Genomic DNA, 19489 nt, shown 5'->3' with positions numbered 1-19489 from the left:
AAGATATTAAGAAACGGGAGCGCCAGCTATCGACCGATGCATTATCGACAGGATCGACTCGAGGCCGTCGGCCAGTGGTGGTCCCGATGACGAGTTCGACTGCGAACACCAGTGACCGAGGACTGTTCGACACCCGGTTCAGCATCGGTGCGGCAGCCATCGCGGCCGTCGCGGCGCTGCTAGGCGTCATCTTCGCCTGGACGGGCTACAACGATGGGATGCTCCCGGTAATCGGCCTGGATCTGAACATCCTGACCGGCGTTATCGGGCTCCTGTTCGGGTTCGGGATTGCTCTCGTCGCGTTCGTCGCCGCGGTGTACATGGAACCCGGCCTCGACCAGTAGCGGCGCGTATCGAGTCAGACTGTTCTCTGGGCGCTCGGTCGATGATGGAACTGTCCGTTCACTCGGCGATTACCCGTCTCGAGAAATCCAGCCGACTGCAGTTGCTCGCTCGTGATCACGGAGACTCGCTCAAGGTGAGAATATCGACTTACGCGGGAACTTCTGCGCCTTTCTTTCGCGTCACGTAGCCCGCGATGCGGTTGCGGACGCCCTTGGACTCGACGTTCGTGAGCTTGGTGACGCTCTCTTTGTTCTGCTCGAAATCGGTCGTGAACGCCTCCGGATACCGCTCCAGGAGGAGCTTCCCGGTCTTCTTGACGTAGGCCGGTTTGATTGCCATGTAGAGTGGTTCCGTCTAGAGGCTCTTAATCCCTTTCTCTTTGGCGCTCCGGCGCTGGGGTGTGGGGCAACCACCCAAACGACTACAAGGGCGATAATAGTCACTGTAAAGCCGATTTCACGCTGATGTGGGATCGGTATGATGATTTCAGTCGACACTGGAGGGGATGGAACTCGTGTCTCGGTCGTAGTCCGTCCCCGTCCATGATCGAGGGATTTGGCTGCTTCTCTCACTCGCCACCGCGGTGTCCCGACGGACCGAGCATAGCCACTCGAACTCACCAAGACGAGTGCTCACGCACGCGCTCGAGCGCCTCGCGCTCCCGGGGCCCGCCGGCGCGGTCGACGACCGAGGCACAGTACGCGAGGCGGTCCCGAAGTTCGCTCTCGTCGTAGTCGGGGACCGCGAGTCGCGACGCGGCGACGGTCGCCTCGACGACGGCCCCGAACCCGCGATTGATCGTCGGAACGGTTTCGCGTTCGATTGTCGACTCGACGGGGCGTAGCGTCCACTCTTCCCAGTCGGTGTCTCCCTCACAACCGCTATCGATCCGTTCGACGGTGACGCGTGCCCAGGCGTTCGCGGACGCGAGGATTGGATCCTCGCGCTCGACGATCGAAAGGGCGGCCTCGGCGAAGTCGACGGGGTCGTCGACGAACTGAACGTACCCCTCGCCCTGTCGGTGGAAGTTCCGGCGGGTGCGAGTGTTCCCCCATGTCCGTGCGGTGACGGGGTCGCCCGCGTGGAGGCCGAGCGCGGCAGCGTTCCACAGCCCGTTCGGCCCCAGCGTGGTCACGACCGACTCGGTGACGCCCGAGAGCGCGACGGGCCACTCCACGAGTCCCGTCCCGTCGACCTTGCCGTCAGTCACTGCGTTGTCCGCCGCGGCGTCTCGCTCGTCGCTCATATCTCGACCGCCTCGTGCTCGAGCGCGATGAACAGTCCGGCCGCGGTCATATCGGCCGTCGTCCCGGGGTTAATCCCACGATTGACGAGACTGTCGGCGAAGGATTCGACGGCATCGGGGTCCGTCTCGAGGGCGTCTGCGTCGATCAGTTCCGCGGCGCGGTCGGTCACCTCCTGTGCCGTCGCCTCGTCGTGGCGCGTCGCGACGAGCGTGTCTGGTCGGTCGGCGAGCATTGAGAGGAAGACCGCCGCGGTCCGATCCGACACCGGGCCGTCGGCCTCGGCGAGCCGTTCGGCCGCCGCAAACGAGCGGTCGAACCCGCGGACCCACTCGCGAGCGACGTCGTCGCCGGGAACGCTTCGATCCATGATGTCGAAGAGCGTCAGCCCGCGGGCCTCTACGGCCGGAACCGCGTCCGCGCCGCGGCGCACGTCGAGGGCCGCCATGTCGTCAGGCGGGTCGGCGACGGCGACATCGACGTGCTCGAACGCGCGGTAGAACGATGCCGCGTCGCCGACGGTCGTCTCTCGGACGACGGATTCGACGACGGGCTGTGAGAGGTCCTCGCGAGCGGCCCGCACTAGCGGGACGAGCAACAGGAGTGCCCCGAACTGCGTGTTCCCGCCCTCCTGAGCGGCCATCTTCTCGACGGCCCGCTCAAACGCCGGCCCGACCGCCGCGCCGTCGGCCGCGATCTCGAGCCCCTCACGGGAACCCACCGCTCCGGCCATGAAGTGTTCGAACCGCAGATCCGCGAGGTCCCGGTGGCGGTCGACGTTCCCCGGCTTTGGGGTCGCCGCGACCTCGAGAAGCAACGCCAGTTCCGCGTTCTGAGCCGACGATCGCATACGTGTCGCTGCGTACCGGGGCGGCTTAGGGGTAGGGGTTATCGCGCTCAGTTGCAGCCGGCAAACGGGGTCGTAGTCCCATCGATTTAAGTTTCGAAACGAAAATCATCGACCATGGGCTACGACACTGTCGCTAAGACCGATCCGGAATCAGTTATCGACGAGGAGTGGGGTGGCATGTGGTTCCTCGAGGAGGAACTCGGCACCGAGGAACTGGGCATCTCAATCCTCGAACTCGAGCCCAACGGGAAGGGAATGGAACACGACGAGACCGACTCCGGGCAGGAAGAGGTCTACTACGTCGTCGAGGGAACGGTCGACGTCGAACTGGCCGACGCCGACAAAACCGTGACGCTCGAGACGGACGAGGCGATCCGGCTGGATGCCGAGGAGACCCGCCAGATCCACAACCGGGGCGACGAACGCGCGAAGCTTGTGTTAGTTGGCGCGCCGCTGTAGTCATCGGACGGAGTCGTCGATGTTTTTCGGAGCGTTGTTCCCACGGTCGTTCGACTGAGACACGTGTCTACACTCCGTTCTGAGAGCGACTCGACCGCGGAGGGGCGTCCTGCTATCGTGGCTGTACGGAGTTGCCACGCTCTCCTCAGACGACTGCGGTTCTCGCTCCCGCGGCCGGCTGTGGTTCATCCCTCGCGTGCGTTCGAGCGAACGGTTCGCTGACGGCTCTCTGTAGTCACCGCAGCCGTTACCGGTTCACCTCGAGCCCCAGCCGTTGCTCCACCGCGTCGTGAACGCGCTCGAGCACGACCGGGTTGTCGCTGGGACGACCGACGCTGACCGCATCCGCGCCGTAGTCGACGTACTCGCGGACGGTCTCGTCGTCGCGGACGCCGTTGTTGGCGATCACGAACAGGTCGGTCGCGTCGACTATGTCGGCGATAACTGATTCGCTGTCCATCGCATCGACGTGGACGAAGTCCGCCCCAGCGCGCTCGAGGCGACGAGCCAGTCCCGGCAGGTCGACGCCGGGGACTTCCGCGCGGACTTTCGCGCCGACGGTCACGCCGGTCGCGGCCGCCCGGTCGACGTATCGTGCGAGTCGCTCGTCGTCTCGCAGCAGTGTCTCGCCGCAACCGACGGCACAGAGTTCGTTCTGTCGACAGTGGGCGTTTATCTCGAGGTACGCCTCCCGATCGCGACAGATTCGGGCGGCGTCGACGACGGGGTCGACGGTCGCGCTCCGGACGTTGAACGCCGGTTTGATCGGCGTCTCGGCGAGCGACTCGAGCTCGCGGTCGATGAAGGCGAGCGGGTCGTCGGGCAGGAACTCGGTGCGATCTCGGTCGACGAGTTCGCTCGCGGCCGCGCGAGCGTCGGCGTCGAGGGCGATGCCGCCGAGGAACGCGCTACCGGCGTACTCCGCGCCGGCCCGCGCCCAGTCGGCGTCGGCCTCGCCACTGAGGCTCGCGAGCGCGAGCGGTGGCGTAAACGACACTGTCGATGCCATGTCAGTCCACGCGCTCGATCGCGTCGTCGACTGCGCGGATCACGCGCGCAGCGTCCTCGCGAGAGTCGATCGTGATATCGGTCCGGACTGTCGTTCGGTCGAAGTCAGCATCGTCGTCGTCGTCGATCACGAAGGCGTCCGCGAACGGATAGGCGGTCGCCAGTCCCTCAGTGCTTGGATCCGCGTTGACGGCCGCCATGAGGTCGCCGGCGGGCCCGGAGAACGCGTCGTCGCCGAGGAACGGTGAGACGGCGACGACCGTCGTCTGGGCGAGCGCGTCCGCGACGCCCGGCAGCGCGAGCATCGGCCCAATACTGGTGACCGGGTTCGACGGGCCGATGACGACGGCGTCCGCGAGTGCATCGAGGACACCAGGCGCGGGTTCGGCCTTCGACGAGCCACGAAATTCGACGGTTTCGACGGCCGGCTCGCCGCGATGACCGACCCAGTACTCCTGGAAGTGCATGAGTCCCTCGTCGGTGTGGACGAGACTGGCGACGGGATCGTCGCTCATGGGAAGGAGGTCGATCGTCAGACCGAACGCGCTCGTGAGTCGCTCGGTCGCCTCGCTCAGCGTGTGCCCCTCGTCAATGAGGCTCGTCCGCGTGAGGTGGACGGCCCGATCGCGGTCGCCGACCGTCATGAACTCGGCGATGCCCGAGAAACGACGCCAGTTCGCGAGTTTTCGGCCCTCGGTCTGTTTTTCTTCGGGTAGATACTGTGGCCCGTCAGGCAGTCCCGCTGCCGACGCGATGTCCATCAGCGCCGAGTTGGTTCGATGCGTGTCTCCCTCGATGCCCCACCACGTCTCTCGGTCGAGGATCCCACCACCCTGAAACAACAGCGTATCGACGTCCGGCGAGACGAAGAGCCCGCCGAGTTCGATGTCGTCGCCGGTGTTGGCGACGACCGTGGTCTCCTCCGGCGAGAACGCGGCGGCAGCACCGTCTAACAGCTTCGGCGTTCCAGTGCCCCCGGAGAGGAAGGTTACCATACCTACACCTCTCGAGCGTGGCTACTTAATCGCTTTCGGCCGTTTCGGGCGACCGGGGCGGACTCGAGACGTGGCCCGGTCGCGTCTCGGCATCGACTCCTCAGTTCCCTGCCGTTCGAGGTGGGACGTTCGAGTTCGATCGGAACAGATTGTCAGGATCGTACTCGGTCTTGACGTCGACCAGTCGCTCGTAGTTGTCGCCGTAGAGCAGTTTCGCTGGGTCCTCGTTCATCCCCGGGAAGTTGCCGTATCGGCCGGATGCGACCGGCAGCGCTTGCACGGCGGCGAACCCCTCGCGGACCCAACTCACGTTCGCATCGTCGTCCGCCGCGTCGTCCCAGTTCGCCTCGAAGTTGAGCATGTACGGCTTGTCGCGGTGCCAGAACGCAGTTGCATCCTGCGGAACGTCGGCGACCGCGTCGCCGAGGTGCCAGACGTCGATCGTCGAGAGCATCGACGGGGTCGACTCGTTGTACCGGCCCAGGAGTTCGAAGACCTCGTCGGTGAGTTCCTCGAGGAAGATCGACTTCCAGTAGTATCGTAGCCCGTCCGGATAATCCTCGTCGAGCATCGACTGCAGGTCGACGTACGCGGTCGGGCCGCTCAAGTCGGCGACGGGCGTCGCGCTCTCTCGGAGTGAGCCGAAGACCGCGTCGGCGTTCGCGAGGTCGCCTCGGTAGGAACCGAGGAGCCCAACCGCCGGTTCGCCCCATGATTCCTCGGGGAATTCTTCGAGATCGGGGACGTGGGCGGTGAACGCGAGGATGCCCGCGTCCCGCGGCGCGGTCTCAGTCCACTCGCGGAAAGCTCTCATCGTCATTTCAGTGTCGTCGCCGTGGAACCAGACGAAGAAGGCGTACACCTCGGGGCCGACCTCGTGGAGTGCGTACTCGAATGAGGTAACGACACCGAGGTTACTGCCGCCGCCGCGGATCCCCCAGAAGAGATCCGGGTTTTCGTCTTCGCTGGCGGTACGAACCTCGCCGTCGGCCGTTACGATGTCGACGCTGACCAGATTGTCCAGCGCCAGCCCGTACTCGCGGCTCAGATGGCCGTACCCGCCGTTGAGGGTCAGCCCGGCGATCCCCGTCTGCGACACCGCACCGAGCGCCGTCGCGAGTCCGAACGCCTGCGTCTCTCGGTCAACGTCACCTAGCGTCGCACCCCCTTCGGCGCGGACGGTCCCCGCCTCGCGGTCGACCCGGACGCCGTTCATCGCCGTCAAGTCGACGACGATCCCGCCGTCGCAGACGGCCGTCCCGGCCACGTTGTGCCCGCCGCCCCGGACTGCAAGGGGCAGATCGTGGCCCCGAGCGAAGTTCACGCCTGCGATGACGTCGGCAACGCCGGAACAACGCGCGATGAGCGCCGGGTACTTGTCGATCATACCGTTCCAGACCTGGCGATCGTCGTCGTACTCTTCGTCGGACGGGCGGAGGACATCACCGTGGAAATCCGCTGTAAACGCTCGGACAGCATCACTCGGGAGATTCTCGAGTGCCGCTTCACCAACAGACTTGTTCATTGATACCATATGACACAATATGCGCCAGGTGGAGATAAAACAGTAGTCTATCCAACACGACGCTCTGTCCGGCGGATATGTCGGTCGTCCGCGAACGGAACCCGTCTCCGGAGCGACTATCGCTCGCCGCGAAATCGGAAATTGTCTTTCCTCATGCCATCGACCAACGCATTGCCCCCGAGTGTGTCTCGACCGGGACCAAAATAGTATTATTAATAATGTATAACTATATCTCCGAGCGAGGCGTATGATTACTGAGGGACGATGGCAGTAACAACCACACCCGTAGACGACGGTGCAATAGACGGATTCCGCGAGGGGCTTCACGGCGAATTGCTTCGGCCCGAGGATCCGAACTACGACGAGACTCGAGCGATCTGGAACGGAATGATCGACAAGCGTCCGGCACTCATCGTTCGAGCGATGGGCGTGTCGGACGTAATCGCGACGGTGAACTTCGCCCGCGAGCAGGACGTGTTGCTCGCAGTCCGCGGCGGCGGGCACAACATCGCAGGTAACGCAGTCTGTGACGACGGACTGATGCTCGATCTCTCGGCGATGCGGTCGGTTCGCGTCGATCCGGAGGAGCGGACGGCTCGAGTCGAGTCGGGGGCGACCCTCGCCGACTTCGATCACGAGGCGCAGGCGTTCGGGCTGGCGACGCCGTTGGGAATCAATTCAACGACCGGGGTCGCGGGGCTCACGCTCGGGGGCGGGTTCGGCTGGCTCACCCGCAAGTTCGGCATGAGCGTGGACAACCTGCGCTCCGTCGATGTCGTCACCGCGGACGGCGAACTACGTCACGCGAGCGAAGACGAAAACCCGGACCTCTTCTGGGGGATTCGGGGCGGCGGTGGCAACTTCGGCGTCGTCACGTCGTTCGAGTTCGACCTCCACGAGGTCGGGCCCGAGATCCTCTCGGGACCGATCGTCTACGCAGGTGAAGACGCGCGAGACGTCATCCGACACGTCCGGGACTTCAACGAGGATGCGCCGGACGAGTCCGCCGTCTGGGTCGTCCTCCGGAAGGCACCGCCCCTTCCGTTCCTTCCCGAGGACGTCCACGGCGTCGGTGTTGTCCTTGTCGTGACGTTCTACGCCGGTGACATGGACGACGGCGAGGAAGTCTTGGCCCCGCTCCGGGAGTACGGCGATCCGATCGCCGACGCCGTCGGGCCACACCAGTACGCGGCGTTCCAGCAGGCGTTCGATCCGCTGCTCACCGAGGGCGCCCGGAACTACTGGAAATCGCACAACTTCAGCGAGCTCTCGGACGACGCCATCGACACCGCGGTCAAGTACGCGGCCGACCTCCCATCGCCGCTGTCCGAGATCTTCTTCGGGCAGATCGGCGGTGCAATGGGGCGCGTGCCGTCGGACGCGACGGCGTACCCACACCGAGACGCCGAATATGCGATGAACGTCCACACGCGCTGGGAGGATCCCGCGATGGACAACGAGTGCATCGCCTGGTCCCGGGAGTTCTTCGACGCGATGGCATCGTACGCGACCGGTGGCGTCTACGTGAACTTCATCAGCGAGGACGAGGGCGAGGAAGACCTCGCCTACGGAACGAACCAGGAACGGTTGGCTGAGATCAAGGCCGAGTACGACCCGGAGAACCTGTTCCGGATGAACCAGAACGTCGAACCGGCCCGGTAACTTCCTCTTTTCGCGCTGGTGGCCGCTTTCGAGCCGCTACTCACCGATCCAGTCCGCAAAACTCCCCTCGAGCAACGTCTCCGACTGTCGACTGACGTACTCTCGTTGCATCGCTGCGATCGCTTCGTCGAGGGCCGATCCGTCCTCGAGCGCCGCTGCCACGTGCTCGTGCTTCCAGCTGGCAGGAGTGACCTCCTGACGGACGCGCCGCCGGAGCGGGTAGAGGTACTTCGCGGCGTCTTCTTCGCTCAACCCACGGTTGGTCAGCCCGTCCTCGGCGTGGGCCAGTAGGTCTTCGTAGAGCGCTAGGCTGTCTGTCGTCTCCTTGCCGTCATTGGTGATCCAAGTCAGGTCGGCCTCGAGTCCGTCGACCATCGCGGCGTAGAAGTTCTCCCGTGCGATCTCCCAGTCGAGTTCGATGACGGGGTGCTCGAGGCGGGTCAGACTCTCCATCAGGCCGGCAAAGGCGGCGAGGAAGGAGATCGAATCGCGGACCGTGGGCTGGGCGGGGATCGGGCGGAACTCGATACGGGCGTTGGCGGCCGATCTGGTGGGGCCGCCGAAGACCGGCCGGACCCACCGCCAGTAGGTGCCATGTTTGCGGCTGAAGTGGTGGAACTGATCGTCGAAGCGCTCGCCGGATTCAACCGGCATCGGGACGATAGTGTCGTCGTCGGCAACTCGGTCGATCGCTTCGTCAACCGTCTCTAAGTCGTGGGGAAAGCGAACCTTTCCTTCGCCCGTCGTGGGATCGTTGAGGACGTTCTCGAAGACGCTGATACGGTGTTCCATCCAGGCGTCCCGGATGATTTCGGCGGCGGTCGCTTCGTCGTCGTAGAGATCGGCGGGGAAAAACGGGGAGTTGACCCCGAGCGCGAGCAGCGGCCCAGCGACACGGAGGGCGTAGTTGAAGTTCTCAGGGAGATCGGGGGCGTGAGCCACCTGATAGTGGGGCTGGATCGACGTGATGAGACTCTCGGGCATGACGGTGTCGGCCTGCAGAGAGACGTGCGGTGCCTCAATGCGCATCCCCGCAGAGTCGGCCTGATCGGTGTTGGCCATCGCGTGATACCGGGCGGAGTCGCTCATGTTCGTCGCGATGCGAATCGTCCGTTCGGTTCCGTCCGGTGCAACCGTCGTCCGTTCGACGCTGTCGGTGAGGTAGGTCCCTGTCTCCTCGCCTTCGGGCGGGAGCGTCCAGATCGCGTCGCTGACCAGCCGCATCCGCTCGGAGTTCGTGACGTCGAGTGCGGTCTGTAACCGGGCCTTGACCTCCGACTCCTGCGCTGCCAGTCCAGGGCCGTTCAGCGGCTGTGGACTCGTCGTCATCTCCGCGTTGTGCAGGCCGAGTTCCTTCTCGAAGCCGATCAACTCGAGCAGTCGGCGCGGGACCCGCCGCAGCGCACAGTCGTCGGCCTTGACCGCGTAGAACTCGTACTCGAGGCCGACGATCGCCTGGGGGTTGTCGAAGACCCCCTCCTCGACGGCGTCTTTGATGACCGCCGCGTCTGCTTGGGCCTGTTCGCGGAAGTCGATGGCGTCGGCCGCCAGCACGTCCGCGACCCGTGCGGCGAGTTCCTCCTCTGGCATACCTCCGAGTGAGTCATCAACTGTCTTTAAAGCACGTCTCTCATCTCCTTGCACTTATTTAAATAGCGGCGCGGGGACGCATCCGACGGACACATATGTGCCATAGGGCCACATGATCAAGTTCGGCAATCGCGTCTGATTTCCGTCTCGCCGAGGTTCGCTTTGCGATCGGCTCAGCTGACACGAGGTAGGTCAGATTTGCTTGAGGTCGTCCACCAAGTAGGCGCATGTGGTTTTGTATAATATTCAGCTGGCGAACGGGTCAACACATCGAATTCAAACCAACCTGGGTGTCTTTTAATAGTAACTGCTATTAATGAAGAACAAAGAGATGTGAGTATCACAGCGATGGGACGATATTCCTCGCGTTCGCAGCGATCGTCCGAGGAGTCGGACTCGGAGTCATCGACCTCGCTTTCGAGACGGCAGTCGTTGGACTCTCTGGAGTCAGTTCAGCAGACGAGCGACGAGACGATGTCGACGAATTCGACAGACATGCCGAAGTCACTGGGCGGGCTGGGTGCTGCCGAACGGCTTGAGCGCATCACGGACCAAACGGACGCTTCGGCCTCGAGCAGCGGGATCAAATCCCTGGGCGGGTTAGGTGCCGCAAAACGTTTACAGCGAATCAAAGAACGGACCAGTCCGCCGGTCGAGCGATCACCCAGGGATCCGCGTGTCGACGAACAGCCGGCCACTGCACGCCACGCATCGAACTCCCTGCAGCGGAGTACGAAAGCCACACGAGCCACCGGCCCCGCAGGCGAAACGCGAGTTCCCGGCTCAGTTCGAGATGTCATTTCTTCGCCCGGCCGGTCACTGGACACGTCGATTCAGCACGCGATGGAAGATCGAATGGGTGATTCGCTTGGTGACGTGCGCATTCATACCGGGGCAAAGGCTGCCCGGGCCTGCCAGCAGATCAATGCGCGGGCGTTTACGGTCGGGAGCCACGTCGCGTTCAATGCCGGCGAGTACGATCCAGAATCGCCAGAAGGCCAGCACGTTCTCGCTCACGAGTTAGCCCATGTTCGCCAGCAGACTGGTGGCGCAGTGTCGATGCTTCCCCAAGAGAATCTCGGTCTCGAGATCGATCCGGATCCGCAGTTAGAACGAGAGGCAGAGGAAACCGCCCAGCGCGTGATACAGGGTGAGGAGTTGGGGATTCAGCGGATGGCAACAACTGATATCCACGTCCAGCGGAAGGATTGGAACTCGGGGCCATCGAACGCCGAGCGCTTGTCAACGGGTGAGGGACCGGGGCTCGTCGAGGAGAAAGTCGACGATCTCACGACCAAAACCTACAGGCTGACACGTGACCAACTGGCTACTCTGGTCGAGCACGTTGACAGTGTCGACGAGCTACCGGCCTATCTCGAGGCAGCCGATCTCGAGGTCGCGAGTCGGTTGCAAGACTCGATGGGCAGCGGTGTCAAAGGCGCGACCAAAGGCTGGAAAGCCGGTTCGATGGCGGGATCGTTTGCTGGGCCGGCGGGTGCTGTCGCCGGCGGGCTCGCTGGAATGCCTCTCGGCTACGTCTTCGCGAAGAAATTCGGTGATACCACTGCTGACGAAATACAAAAGCGTCTCCGAGACTTACTCGACCTCAACACGGATCAGGAATTCGACACGGAGCAAGAAAAGCAAGACAAGAGCGGCTGGTTCAACGGGTTAAGATAACACATGAACGCCACCATTCTCGGAGAAGACGAAGAAGGAATTGGAGTGTTATTAACGGATAGTGGAGGACGAGAACATGAGGTTGGTCTGAATATTACGGGCGAAATCATCCACCACTTAGTAGACGAAATACCCGATGATCCCTCGGCTAGAACCAGGGAACAAAATGAGGCGGTCTCCAATGCCCGCCACTATGCGAAATATTATGTCACCCAAGAAACAGGGTACGACACCGCTTCGTGGGACCTGAACCCAGATCGGTTCGAGGAGGTCCGCCAGGCCCTTATGTCACTCTCGACCGGCGAAATCAACGAGCTATTCGGAGACTTGCTGGCCCAAAGTTTGAGCCACTATCGCGACGATCCGAACGTGGATACCGACACGATCTCTCGCCCGTTCGATCTCCCCGCGGACAAGATCGGCCCAGAAGACGCGGTCCTGTACAAACAGGAGATCTATCTGGACGAAAGTGGCGAAACCGAGGCCGTCTCGGGCGTCCTGATTACTTATTATGTCGCGAAAGGCGAGCGAACGACCGCTCGCCACGGTGACACGCCCGACCGCAACCCCGACGCGTGCGTGGAAGTTTCGCCCGCACCGTTCGTGGCACCTGAACCCTTCCGTGATTACCTCGTCTACAACCTGCGCTGTCAGATCCGAGACTGCTACGTCGGGATGGGTCTGGAACCGCCTGAAAAGTACAAAGTCCTCGGCCCCGGCCAGTACCGCTTTACCGGTAAGTATCAGCACTTCGATTGCTATCCCACGTACTACGACAAAGACGCTGATATTCCCGGCTACAGTCACGATTTCGTGCCTGAACTACCGATTGCAGAAGCGAAACTTAGTGGACTAGTTGATCCGACCAGTGAGACGTCTCTCTACGATCAGATCAAGGGCACGCTCTTCAGCAGGTGACTGGCTTTCCTACCGCCGGCTCGGCGGTTTCGGGTTGACACTCAACTGTCCGTGGTAGGCCACTACAATTTCGTCGGATCCAAAGCGATAGAGTCCCGACTCAGAACCGTTTTACTCTCCCCGGCGATACACTCCGCCGATGGAGTTCGCCACGTTCGCCGACCGCGCCGGGACGATCGAAGCCGAACCCGCGGATCTCGAGATCGTGGCTCACGTTCGGGACCTACTCGAGGACGCGGGCGATGATGGCGAGGAACGTCGTTCCTCGGGCGCTGTGGTAGAACTGCAGACCCTCGAGATCGTCGCCCGCTTCGCACAGGGGCGGGTGTTTCCGGCCTGGGACTCGACGACGCTCGATATCGGGCCGAGCGCGTGTTACGAGGCGATCGCCCGCGCGGCGGGGACGAACGTAAGTAGCGACGACGTTGAGGATCGGTTGGCGGAGATCGGTGAGATCGGCAAGGTGGCGGCGAGCTATGATTTCGGCGGCCAGCAGGGGCTCGGTGCGTTTACCGGCGGTGGCGCTGACGATTCTAGCGCCGATAATAGCGGTGGTCTCACCGTTCGCGAGGTCTACGAGACGCTCGAGGACCTCGCCGCTGCCGAAGGCGCTGGCAGCCAGGATCGCAAGGTCGATCTACTCTTCGGGCTGTTCAACCGCTGCTCGAGCGAGGAAGCGCGCTATCTCGCACGCATCGTGCTCTCGGAGATGCGCATCGGCGTCGGTGAGGGAGCGGTTCGGGATGCCATCGCCGAGGCCTTCGGCGTACCCGAGAATCGAGTCGAGCTCGCGCTGCAGGTCTCGAACGACTACGGCCAGGTCGCGCGGATCGCGCAGGACGAGGGGGCCGAGGGGCTCGATTCAATGGATCTCGAGGTCGGGCGGCCCGTTCAGGCGATGCTCGCCCAGGCCGGGACGGTGACCGACGCGCTTGAGGAGTGGGAGGCGACCGGCGTCGAATGGAAGTACGACGGGGCTCGGGTGCAGTTACACTACGATCCCGGCGACGATGGGAAGACGCGAGTCTTCTCGCGGAACATGGAGGACGTCACCGACGCTCTTCCGGAAGTGGTCGAATTCGCCGAGGCCCACCTCGAGGAGCCCGTGATCCTCGACGGGGAGGTCGTCGCGATCGACGAGGACGGAAGCCCGCTGCCGTTTCAGGAAGTGCTCAAGCGGTTCCGGCGGAAACACGACGTTGCGAAGGCCCGCGAGGACGTCTCAGTGCGGCCGGTCTTCTTCGACTGTCTGCACGCTGACGGTGAGGACTTACTCGAGGAACCGCTGACGGCTCGGCACGACCGGCTCCGGTCGGTGCTGGTGGATGCTGATTCGGACGCCGACGACGAGACGGACGATGCGGACATCGAGGGGCTCTCACTGCTCTGGCGGACCGACGACCCTGACGAGATCGAGTCGATCGACGCCGACGCGCTCGAGGCCGGCCACGAGGGGATCATGCTCAAGAACCCCGATTCGACGTACTCGCCGGGCCGTCGGGGGAAAAATTGGCGCAAGCGGAAGCCGGACGTCGAGACGCTGGATTGCGTTGTGACTGGTGCGGAGTGGGGGGAGGGGCGACGCGCGACCTTCCTCGGTACCTTCGAACTCTCTGTACGAGCGGGCGACGACCTCGAGACCGTCGGCAAGGTCGCAACCGGCATCACCGACGAGAAACTCGCGGAGCTGACGGAACTGCTCGAGCCCCACATCGCAGCTGAAGAGGGGCAGGAAGTGGAACTCGAGCCCGCGGTCGTCTTCGAGGTCGGCTATGAGGAAATCCAGTCCTCACCGACCTACTCGTCGGGGTACGCGCTGCGGTTCCCGCGCTTCGTGGGGGTTCGATCCGACAAGGCCCCGGATGATGCGGACTCGCTCGAGCGTCTGGAACGACTACAGGGCCAGTGAACGACGGGTTGTTGGTCGCTCGACTTGTCCGCTGAAGATGAGAGGTATAGAACTAGTCTCACAAGGTGAATAGAACGGTACCTGCGCATCAGAAAACGGCAGTGAGTGCGTCAGAAACTGGCGGCTGGAACGGGAAACCGGCCGTGTTGAGGCGTTATTCTTCGGACGTGATGCTGTCGGTGGCCAAGTCCGAATTCACCGCTGTGACGAGCGTGTCCGCTCATTTGACCCGTGATTCTGCCGCTGGTATCGACGTTCTGATTCTGGACCGAGGATGACATTCGGCCGTATGAATGAGGGTGACAGACGTGATAACTGAAGTATATGAACTGAGTGGCCTCTGTTTGTCCACGATCAAAATAACTAAGCGCGTTTAGGAGGGGCTGTTAATTATATTATGGCTAGTGGACCGGATACGCGAACGGTGATCGTAACAGGTTCGACGAGAGGTTTGGGAAAGAGTATTGCGAATCGATTCGCGGAAAACGGTGATAATGTCGTTATCTGTTCGCGATCACTCGATGACTGTGAACAAGTTGTCGAAGAATTCGAAGAGAACGACGGCTCAACTCATGCAATCGAAGTCGACGTGAGTGACAAATCGTCCGTCGAAAATTTGATCGATGAAACCGTCGACCGTTTCGGTCATCTCGACGTAATGGTGAACAACGCGGGTATTAACATCCGCGGTCCTGCAGAAGAGCTGACAGCCGAGGACTGGAAACAGGTCGTTGATGTGAACTTGACGGGAGTCTTCTTCTGTGCACAGGCGGCCGGAGCCCAGATGATCGAACAGGGAGACGGCGGTGAGATCGTCAATATTTCGAGCATGATGGGGAGTATGGGACAGCAAGACCGAACTCCGTACAATACGACAAAGGGAGGCGTCAACAATCTCACTCGGTGTCTCGCCGTTGAGTGGGCAGAACACGATATCCACGTAAATGCGCTCGCACCGGGATATATCATGACAGAGATGGTCGAACAGGCTCAAGATGAGACGGGATTCGATACACAGGATGTCAGGGATCGGACACCGCTTGATCGGTTTGGGACACCGGATGAAGTCGCGAACTGTGTCGAGTTCCTCGCTTCGGAAGACAACTTCGTCACAGGAGAAGTGCTTACTGCCGATGGTGGCTGGACGGCGTTCGGTTGGGGTTGTAAAGATAACTGATCGGCGCGAATTCAATAGTCCAGTGATCGTCGAGTATGCCAACTGGGATTGGGATCGGTCTCCTCTTGACCGGTCAAAAACGGGCATCAGAACCGACATAGACGGAAGTATGCCCCATGACATTTTGATACATTCGATAGCATCGCAGGGACATGTGAACAGTTCTCCGGCACCCCGGTCTGAAGATAGCAACGACAAGCGTTCTGCTCACGCGGAAACAAGGCATCGCCTGCCCTCTCCAGCCGATTCACTTGCTCATCCCTCGTGGCGAATTCGGTCCGCCGCTCGCTATTTGCTGGCCGCCCCACAGCGCGCGCCGCGACAGTCAGCAATGAGCGACTGACCATATGTAAGCACCCTTAAGAGCCACCGGGAACTGAATCCTCGTATGCAACCGCGCGACCTGTCCGATCACGTCGCATACGAGGCGGGTCGAGGCATCGAGGAGGTCGCCCGCGAACTTGGGCGCGATCCCTCGGAGTTCGTCAAACTCGCCTCGAACGAGAACCCACACGGTCCCTCGCCGGCCGCCGCCGTGGCCATCCGCGAGACGGCCTCGAGCGTGAGCTCCTATCCGAAGGCCGCTCACGCGGATCTCACGAGCGCCGTCGCCGACCGCTGGGACGTCACCGATGAACAAGTATGGCTGGCAAACGGCGGTGACGGGGCGATCGATTACCTCCACCGGGCGGTTATCGAACCCGGTGATAGCGTCCTCGTCCCCTCGCCCGGCTTCTCCTATTACGGGATGAGTTCCCGGTATCACCACGGCGACGTCCGCGAGTACGAACTCTCGAAGGACGACGACTTCACCCAGGACGCCGAGACCGTGCTCGAGAGCTACGACGGCGACCGGCTGCTCTTCCTCACGAGCCCGCACAACCCCACCGGTTCGACGATTCCCCTCGAGGAAGTCGAGCGCCTCGCCGAGAAAACCGACGACGAGACACTGCTCGTGGTCGACGAGGCCTACGGCGAGTTTGCCGATCGCGACAGCGCCGTCGCGCTGATCGAGGGTTGCAACGGATTCGAGGCGCGGGATGACGTTGCGGTCCTTCGAACGTTCTCGAAGGCCTACGGACTGGCCGGTGTTCGCCTCGGCTATGCCGTCGTTCCCGACGAGTGGGGCGACGCCTACGCCCGCGTGAACACGCCGTTCGCGGCGAGCGAACTCGCCTGTCGAGCCGGTCTCGCCGCCATCGACGACGAGGAACACGTCCGGCGCACCGTGGAGACGGCCCGCGAGTCTCGCGCGTACATGAGCGCACACATCGACGCTCACGTCTGGGAGAGCGAGGGGAACTTCGCTCTCGTGGACGTCGGCGACGCCGCGGCCGTTAGTGAGGAGATGCAAGAGCGCGGTGTCATCGTCCGCGACTGCTCGAGTTTCGGCCTTCCGGGCTGTATCCGCATCACCTGTGGCACCGACGAAGAGACCGAGCGAGCGGTCGCGACGCTCAACGACGTGCTCGAGGACCTCGGTCTCGAGACGGAATCAACGGAGGAAGCCGAGGATCCGAACGCGGAGGTCGCTGATCCATGAGGGTCGCCGTCACTGGCACCCCCGGAACCGGGAAGACGACCGCGACGGAACTGCTCGAGTCCCGGCTGGCCGCTGCGAAGACGGCCGCCGACCGCGAATCGACGCCCGACCTTGAGGTGATCCACCTCAACCGAGTGCTCGAGGACGAGGAACTCTACACCGAGGTCGACGCCGACCGCGAGAGCAAGATCGCGGATCTCGAGGCCCTGAACGAGTGGCTCGAGGGCCGCGACGATGTCATGATCGAATCGCATCTTGCCCACCACGTCGACGCGGATCGAGTCGCCGTCCTTCGGTGTCACCCTGAAACGCTCGAGGAGCGGCTACTTGAGCGCGGTGAGACCGTCGCAAAGCGGCCGAAAACGCCGAGAGCGAGGCCCTGGACGTGATCCTGTCGGAGGCAGTCGAGGAACACGGCCTCGAGTCGGTTTACGAGATCGACACGACCGACAGCGATCCGGAGACCGTCGCGGACAAACTCGCGGCAGTCGCGGCGGGCGAGCGCGACCCGAGCGCCGGCGAGGTCGACTTCATGGGGTATCTCACATGACGCTGGACAAGTTCCGGCCGTACGTCTCGCGGTTCCTCGATCCGTTCGTCAAAGGGTTCGATCGCGTCGGGATGACGCCCAACGGGGTGAGCGTCGTCGCATTCGGGATGGCGATTCTGGCCGCGGGCGCGTTCGCCCTTGGCGGACTCGAGGACCCGATCTGGTACGCCGTGGCGGCAATACTGGTCTTCCTGAACGGGTGGCTGGATATCGTTGATGGCGCGCTCGCACGCGAACAGGAGGTCGCCTCAGCCGGCGGTGACCTACTGGACCACGTCCTTGATCGGTACGCGGATATCGTCGTCATCGCGGGGCTGGCCGCAGGTATCGAGGACTACCTGCTCGGCTTCCTTGCTGTCACGGGCGTCGTCATGACCTCGTATCTGGGGACCCAGGCCCAGGCCGTCGGCCTCGATCGGGTCTACGGCGGACTCGTCGGTCGTGCAGACCGGCTGGCGATCATCGGCATCGCCGGCTTCCTCGCTTATCCGCTGGCGGGCACGCCGATCGCCGGGTTCACGCTGGTCGGCTGGCTGCTCGTCTTCCTCGCGGCCGTCGGCCACCTGACGGCGCTCCAGCGCTTCTACTACTCCTGGGCTGCCCTCGAGTAGGCCCGTTTCGACCCGGTAATGAGGCTTTTCTGCGGACCGGAATCGCGCCGCATACTTTATCCCTTACCGCGATATAGTGACGGACATGGTTCAGTGCGAGATGTGTGGGGCCGAGACGTCGTCCCCGAACACCATCAAAGTCGAGGGCGCGAAGCTAGACGTGTGTTCGAACTGCACGGACTTCGGCACTGAAGTCAAAGACACGTCGAGTTCGAGTGGGTCGACGAAGTATTCGACCAGTTCGAGTTCGTCCTCGTCGAGTGGGGGTGGCCAGTCGAGCGGCTCGAGCGCGAGTTCCTCGAGTTCGGGTGGCTCGAGCCAACGCCGCTCGGATATGTTCGACGACATGGACGAGCTCGCGACTGATTACGACGACCGCGTCCGCAAGGCTCGCGAGGACACGGGGCTCAGTCAGTCCGATCTCGCGAACGAACTCAACGAGAAGGCGAGTCTGATCCGCAAGATCGAACGCGGTGACACGCTGCCGAGCGACGAGGTACAGACCAAACTCGAGGACTTCCTCGAGATCAGCCTGAGCGCGGAGGGGAGTTCCGGCGAGGACTCGGAGTGGTCGGGCGGCTCCTCGACGGGGAGTTATACGCTGGGCGACGTCGTCAAGCGGAAGGACTGACGCCGACCGCTGTCTCCGTCCTCGATAGCGTCGCTGACTCGCAAACTATTTCTTTCGGGCGGATGCGGTTGTCGATATGTTCGTCCTCGTTAACCTGAAGACATATCCGTGTGACCCGATCAAAGTCGCGGAAGCCGTCCGCGACGTCAACGATACGACTGATGCCCGGGTGGCCGTTGCGCCGCAGGCGGCCCACATAGAGCGCGTCGCCGAGACGGGTGCGGAGACGTGGGCCCAGCACGTCGATTCGATCGAGCACGGGAGCAACACCGGCCACACACTCGCCGAGAGCGTCGCCGACGCCGGCGCAGTCGGGACCCTGGTCAATCACTCCGAGCAACGGCTGAAACTGGCCGACATCGACGGTGCCGTCCGAGCGGCCGAGCGGGCGAACCTCGAGACGGTCGTCTGTGCGAACAACCCGGCCCAGATCGGTGCGGCCGCCGCGCTCGGTCCGGACGCCGTCGCCGTCGAGCCGCCCGAACTCATCGGCACCGGCACGCCGGTCAGTCAGGCTGATCCCGACATCGTCGAGGACGCTGCCGAGGCAGCAGCGAACGTCGATTCCGAAGTCCCGGTCCTCTGTGGTGCGGGCATCAGCACGGGCGACGACGTCGTCGCCGCGGGCGAACTGGGTGCCGAGGGCGTCTTGCTCGCCAGCGGCGTCGCGAAGGCCGACGATCCGAAGGCAGCACTCGAGGATCTCGTCGAACCGCTCTGATCCCGATTTCGACGCCGACCGCGTATCGGAGACGCAGACAGCGCCGACCGACTTTTCTCGGTCCCCGTCGA

The 19489-nt window shown here is 62.9% G+C and carries 18 protein-coding genes and 1 pseudogene; 12 read left to right on the top strand and 7 right to left on the bottom strand.

All coding sequences use genetic code 11. From position 1 onward, the window contains the following. Nucleotides 1–77 precede the first annotated feature (77 nt). Entirely contained in the window at nucleotides 78–344 is a 267-nt protein-coding gene (locus K6I40_RS10565; protein WP_222920340.1) for a hypothetical protein, read from the top strand. A 148-nt stretch (nucleotides 345–492) separates the two neighbouring features. Here the strand turns inward: K6I40_RS10565 and K6I40_RS10560 are convergent, their stop codons facing one another. From K6I40_RS10560 to K6I40_RS10550, 3 genes are all read right to left on the bottom strand, one after another. Next, entirely contained in the window at nucleotides 493–684 is a 192-nt protein-coding gene (locus K6I40_RS10560) for a 30S ribosomal protein S17e (protein WP_222918965.1), read from the bottom strand. A 277-nt stretch (nucleotides 685–961) separates the two neighbouring features. After that, entirely contained in the window at nucleotides 962–1591 is a 630-nt protein-coding gene (locus K6I40_RS10555; protein WP_222918964.1) for a DUF447 domain-containing protein, read from the bottom strand. After that, a complete protein-coding gene (locus K6I40_RS10550) occupies nucleotides 1588–2439 on the bottom strand; it encodes a triphosphoribosyl-dephospho-CoA synthase (protein ID WP_222918963.1) in 852 nt (283 codons plus the stop codon). Before K6I40_RS10550 ends, K6I40_RS10555 begins: the two co-directional genes overlap by 4 nt. A 114-nt stretch (nucleotides 2440–2553) precedes the next feature. Here K6I40_RS10550 and K6I40_RS10545 point away from each other — a divergent pair, with 114 nt between their 5' ends. Further along, complete coding sequence (locus tag K6I40_RS10545) at nucleotides 2554–2898, top strand: cupin domain-containing protein (protein ID WP_222918962.1); 345 nt, start codon at nucleotides 2554–2556, stop codon at nucleotides 2896–2898. 247 nt (nucleotides 2899–3145) lie between these two features. On the opposite strand, the gene K6I40_RS10540 is transcribed toward K6I40_RS10545, so the two are convergent. From K6I40_RS10540 to K6I40_RS10530, 3 genes are all read right to left on the bottom strand, one after another. Continuing rightward, nucleotides 3146–3907, bottom strand: coding sequence for a tRNA-dihydrouridine synthase (locus K6I40_RS10540; RefSeq protein WP_222918961.1), 762 nt, complete (start codon nucleotides 3905–3907; stop codon nucleotides 3146–3148). A gap of 1 nt (nucleotide 3908) precedes the next feature. Then, a complete protein-coding gene (gene cofD / locus K6I40_RS10535; RefSeq protein WP_222918960.1) occupies nucleotides 3909–4901 on the bottom strand; it encodes a 2-phospho-L-lactate transferase in 993 nt (330 codons plus the stop codon). 100 nt (nucleotides 4902–5001) lie between these two features. Next, nucleotides 5002–6435 carry an FAD-binding oxidoreductase gene (locus K6I40_RS10530; protein WP_222918959.1) on the bottom strand — a complete coding sequence of 478 codons (1434 nt, stop codon included), beginning with the start codon at nucleotides 6433–6435 and terminating at the stop codon, nucleotides 5002–5004. Between the two features lie 255 nt (nucleotides 6436–6690). On the opposite strand from K6I40_RS10530, the gene K6I40_RS10525 reads away from it, so the two are divergent. Then, complete coding sequence (locus K6I40_RS10525) at nucleotides 6691–8088, top strand: FAD-binding oxidoreductase (RefSeq protein WP_222918958.1); 1398 nt, start codon at nucleotides 6691–6693, stop codon at nucleotides 8086–8088. 36 nt (nucleotides 8089–8124) lie between these two features. Here the strand turns inward: K6I40_RS10525 and K6I40_RS10520 are convergent, their stop codons facing one another. Beyond that, nucleotides 8125–9678, bottom strand: coding sequence for a hypothetical protein (locus K6I40_RS10520; RefSeq protein WP_222918957.1), 1554 nt, complete (start codon nucleotides 9676–9678; stop codon nucleotides 8125–8127). A gap of 474 nt (nucleotides 9679–10152) precedes the next feature. Here K6I40_RS10520 and K6I40_RS10515 point away from each other — a divergent pair, with 474 nt between their 5' ends. The 9 genes and pseudogenes from K6I40_RS10515 (at nucleotide 10153) to tpiA (ending at nucleotide 19418) form a co-directional block, all read left to right on the top strand. Beyond that, entirely contained in the window at nucleotides 10153–11358 is a 1206-nt protein-coding gene (locus K6I40_RS10515; RefSeq protein ID WP_255681958.1) for a DUF4157 domain-containing protein, read from the top strand. A 3-nt stretch (nucleotides 11359–11361) separates the two neighbouring features. Next, nucleotides 11362–12276, top strand: a complete 915-nt coding sequence (locus K6I40_RS10510) for a hypothetical protein (protein ID WP_222918956.1) — start codon at nucleotides 11362–11364, stop codon at nucleotides 12274–12276. A gap of 139 nt (nucleotides 12277–12415) precedes the next feature. Next, nucleotides 12416–14185: an ATP-dependent DNA ligase LigA gene (ligA, locus tag K6I40_RS10505; RefSeq protein WP_222918955.1), complete on the top strand. Its 1770-nt coding sequence runs from the start codon at nucleotides 12416–12418 to the stop codon at nucleotides 14183–14185. A gap of 397 nt (nucleotides 14186–14582) precedes the next feature. Further along, nucleotides 14583–15362 (top strand): SDR family oxidoreductase, encoded by a 780-nt coding sequence (locus tag K6I40_RS10500; protein ID WP_222918954.1) that lies wholly within the window; start codon nucleotides 14583–14585, stop codon nucleotides 15360–15362. A gap of 388 nt (nucleotides 15363–15750) precedes the next feature. Continuing rightward, on the top strand, nucleotides 15751–16905 hold the full coding sequence (gene hisC, locus K6I40_RS10495; protein WP_222918953.1) for a histidinol-phosphate transaminase: 1155 nt from the start codon (nucleotides 15751–15753) through the stop codon (nucleotides 16903–16905). Then, nucleotides 16902–17455: pseudogene (locus tag K6I40_RS10490) on the top strand (adenylate kinase family protein). Before hisC ends, K6I40_RS10490 begins: the two are co-directional and overlap by 4 nt. Beyond that, nucleotides 17452–18066, top strand: a complete 615-nt coding sequence (locus K6I40_RS10485; protein ID WP_222918952.1) for a CDP-alcohol phosphatidyltransferase family protein — start codon at nucleotides 17452–17454, stop codon at nucleotides 18064–18066. The pseudogene K6I40_RS10490 and the gene K6I40_RS10485 overlap by 4 nt, the downstream one beginning before the upstream one ends. 85 nt (nucleotides 18067–18151) lie before the next feature. Next, nucleotides 18152–18697, top strand: a complete 546-nt coding sequence (locus K6I40_RS10480; RefSeq protein ID WP_222918951.1) for a multiprotein bridging factor aMBF1 — start codon at nucleotides 18152–18154, stop codon at nucleotides 18695–18697. 76 nt (nucleotides 18698–18773) lie between these two features. Further along, entirely contained in the window at nucleotides 18774–19418 is a 645-nt protein-coding gene (gene tpiA / locus K6I40_RS10475) for a triose-phosphate isomerase (RefSeq protein WP_222918950.1), read from the top strand. Nucleotides 19419–19489 lie beyond the last annotated feature (71 nt).

Source organism: Natrinema sp. SYSU A 869 (genome assembly GCF_019879105.1).
Lineage (GTDB): Archaea > Halobacteriota > Halobacteria > Halobacteriales > Natrialbaceae > Natrinema.
The sequence above is the reverse complement of the archived record's forward strand: the minus strand, read 5'-3'. Positions and strand labels throughout refer to the sequence as shown.

Bases quoted from the DNA above. Each gene is read 5' to 3' on its own strand.
- K6I40_RS10550 (WP_222918963.1), bottom strand. From the start codon at position 2,439: ATGCGATCGTCGGCTCAGAACGCGGAACTGGCGTTGCTTCTCGAGGTC.
- K6I40_RS10510 (WP_222918956.1), top strand. From the start codon at position 11,362: ATGAACGCCACCATTCTCGGAGAAGACGAAGAAGGAATTGGAGTGTTA.
- ligA (WP_222918955.1), top strand. From the start codon at position 12,416: ATGGAGTTCGCCACGTTCGCCGACCGCGCCGGGACGATCGAAGCCGAA.
- hisC (WP_222918953.1), top strand. From the start codon at position 15,751: ATGCAACCGCGCGACCTGTCCGATCACGTCGCATACGAGGCGGGTCGA.
- K6I40_RS10520 (WP_222918957.1), bottom strand. From the start codon at position 9,678: ATGCCAGAGGAGGAACTCGCCGCACGGGTCGCGGACGTGCTGGCGGCC.
- K6I40_RS10515 (WP_255681958.1), top strand. From the start codon at position 10,153: ATGTCGACGAATTCGACAGACATGCCGAAGTCACTGGGCGGGCTGGGT.
- K6I40_RS10545 (WP_222918962.1), top strand. From the start codon at position 2,554: ATGGGCTACGACACTGTCGCTAAGACCGATCCGGAATCAGTTATCGAC.
- K6I40_RS10530 (WP_222918959.1), bottom strand. From the start codon at position 6,435: ATGGTATCAATGAACAAGTCTGTTGGTGAAGCGGCACTCGAGAATCTC.
- K6I40_RS10525 (WP_222918958.1), top strand. From the start codon at position 6,691: ATGGCAGTAACAACCACACCCGTAGACGACGGTGCAATAGACGGATTC.
- K6I40_RS10500 (WP_222918954.1), top strand. From the start codon at position 14,583: ATGGCTAGTGGACCGGATACGCGAACGGTGATCGTAACAGGTTCGACG.
- K6I40_RS10555 (WP_222918964.1), bottom strand. From the start codon at position 1,591: ATGAGCGACGAGCGAGACGCCGCGGCGGACAACGCAGTGACTGACGGC.
- cofD (WP_222918960.1), bottom strand. From the start codon at position 4,901: ATGGTAACCTTCCTCTCCGGGGGCACTGGAACGCCGAAGCTGTTAGAC.
- K6I40_RS10485 (WP_222918952.1), top strand. From the start codon at position 17,452: ATGACGCTGGACAAGTTCCGGCCGTACGTCTCGCGGTTCCTCGATCCG.
- tpiA (WP_222918950.1), top strand. From the start codon at position 18,774: ATGTTCGTCCTCGTTAACCTGAAGACATATCCGTGTGACCCGATCAAA.
- K6I40_RS10540 (WP_222918961.1), bottom strand. From the start codon at position 3,907: ATGGCATCGACAGTGTCGTTTACGCCACCGCTCGCGCTCGCGAGCCTC.
- K6I40_RS10480 (WP_222918951.1), top strand. From the start codon at position 18,152: ATGGTTCAGTGCGAGATGTGTGGGGCCGAGACGTCGTCCCCGAACACC.
- K6I40_RS10560 (WP_222918965.1), bottom strand. From the start codon at position 684: ATGGCAATCAAACCGGCCTACGTCAAGAAGACCGGGAAGCTCCTCCTG.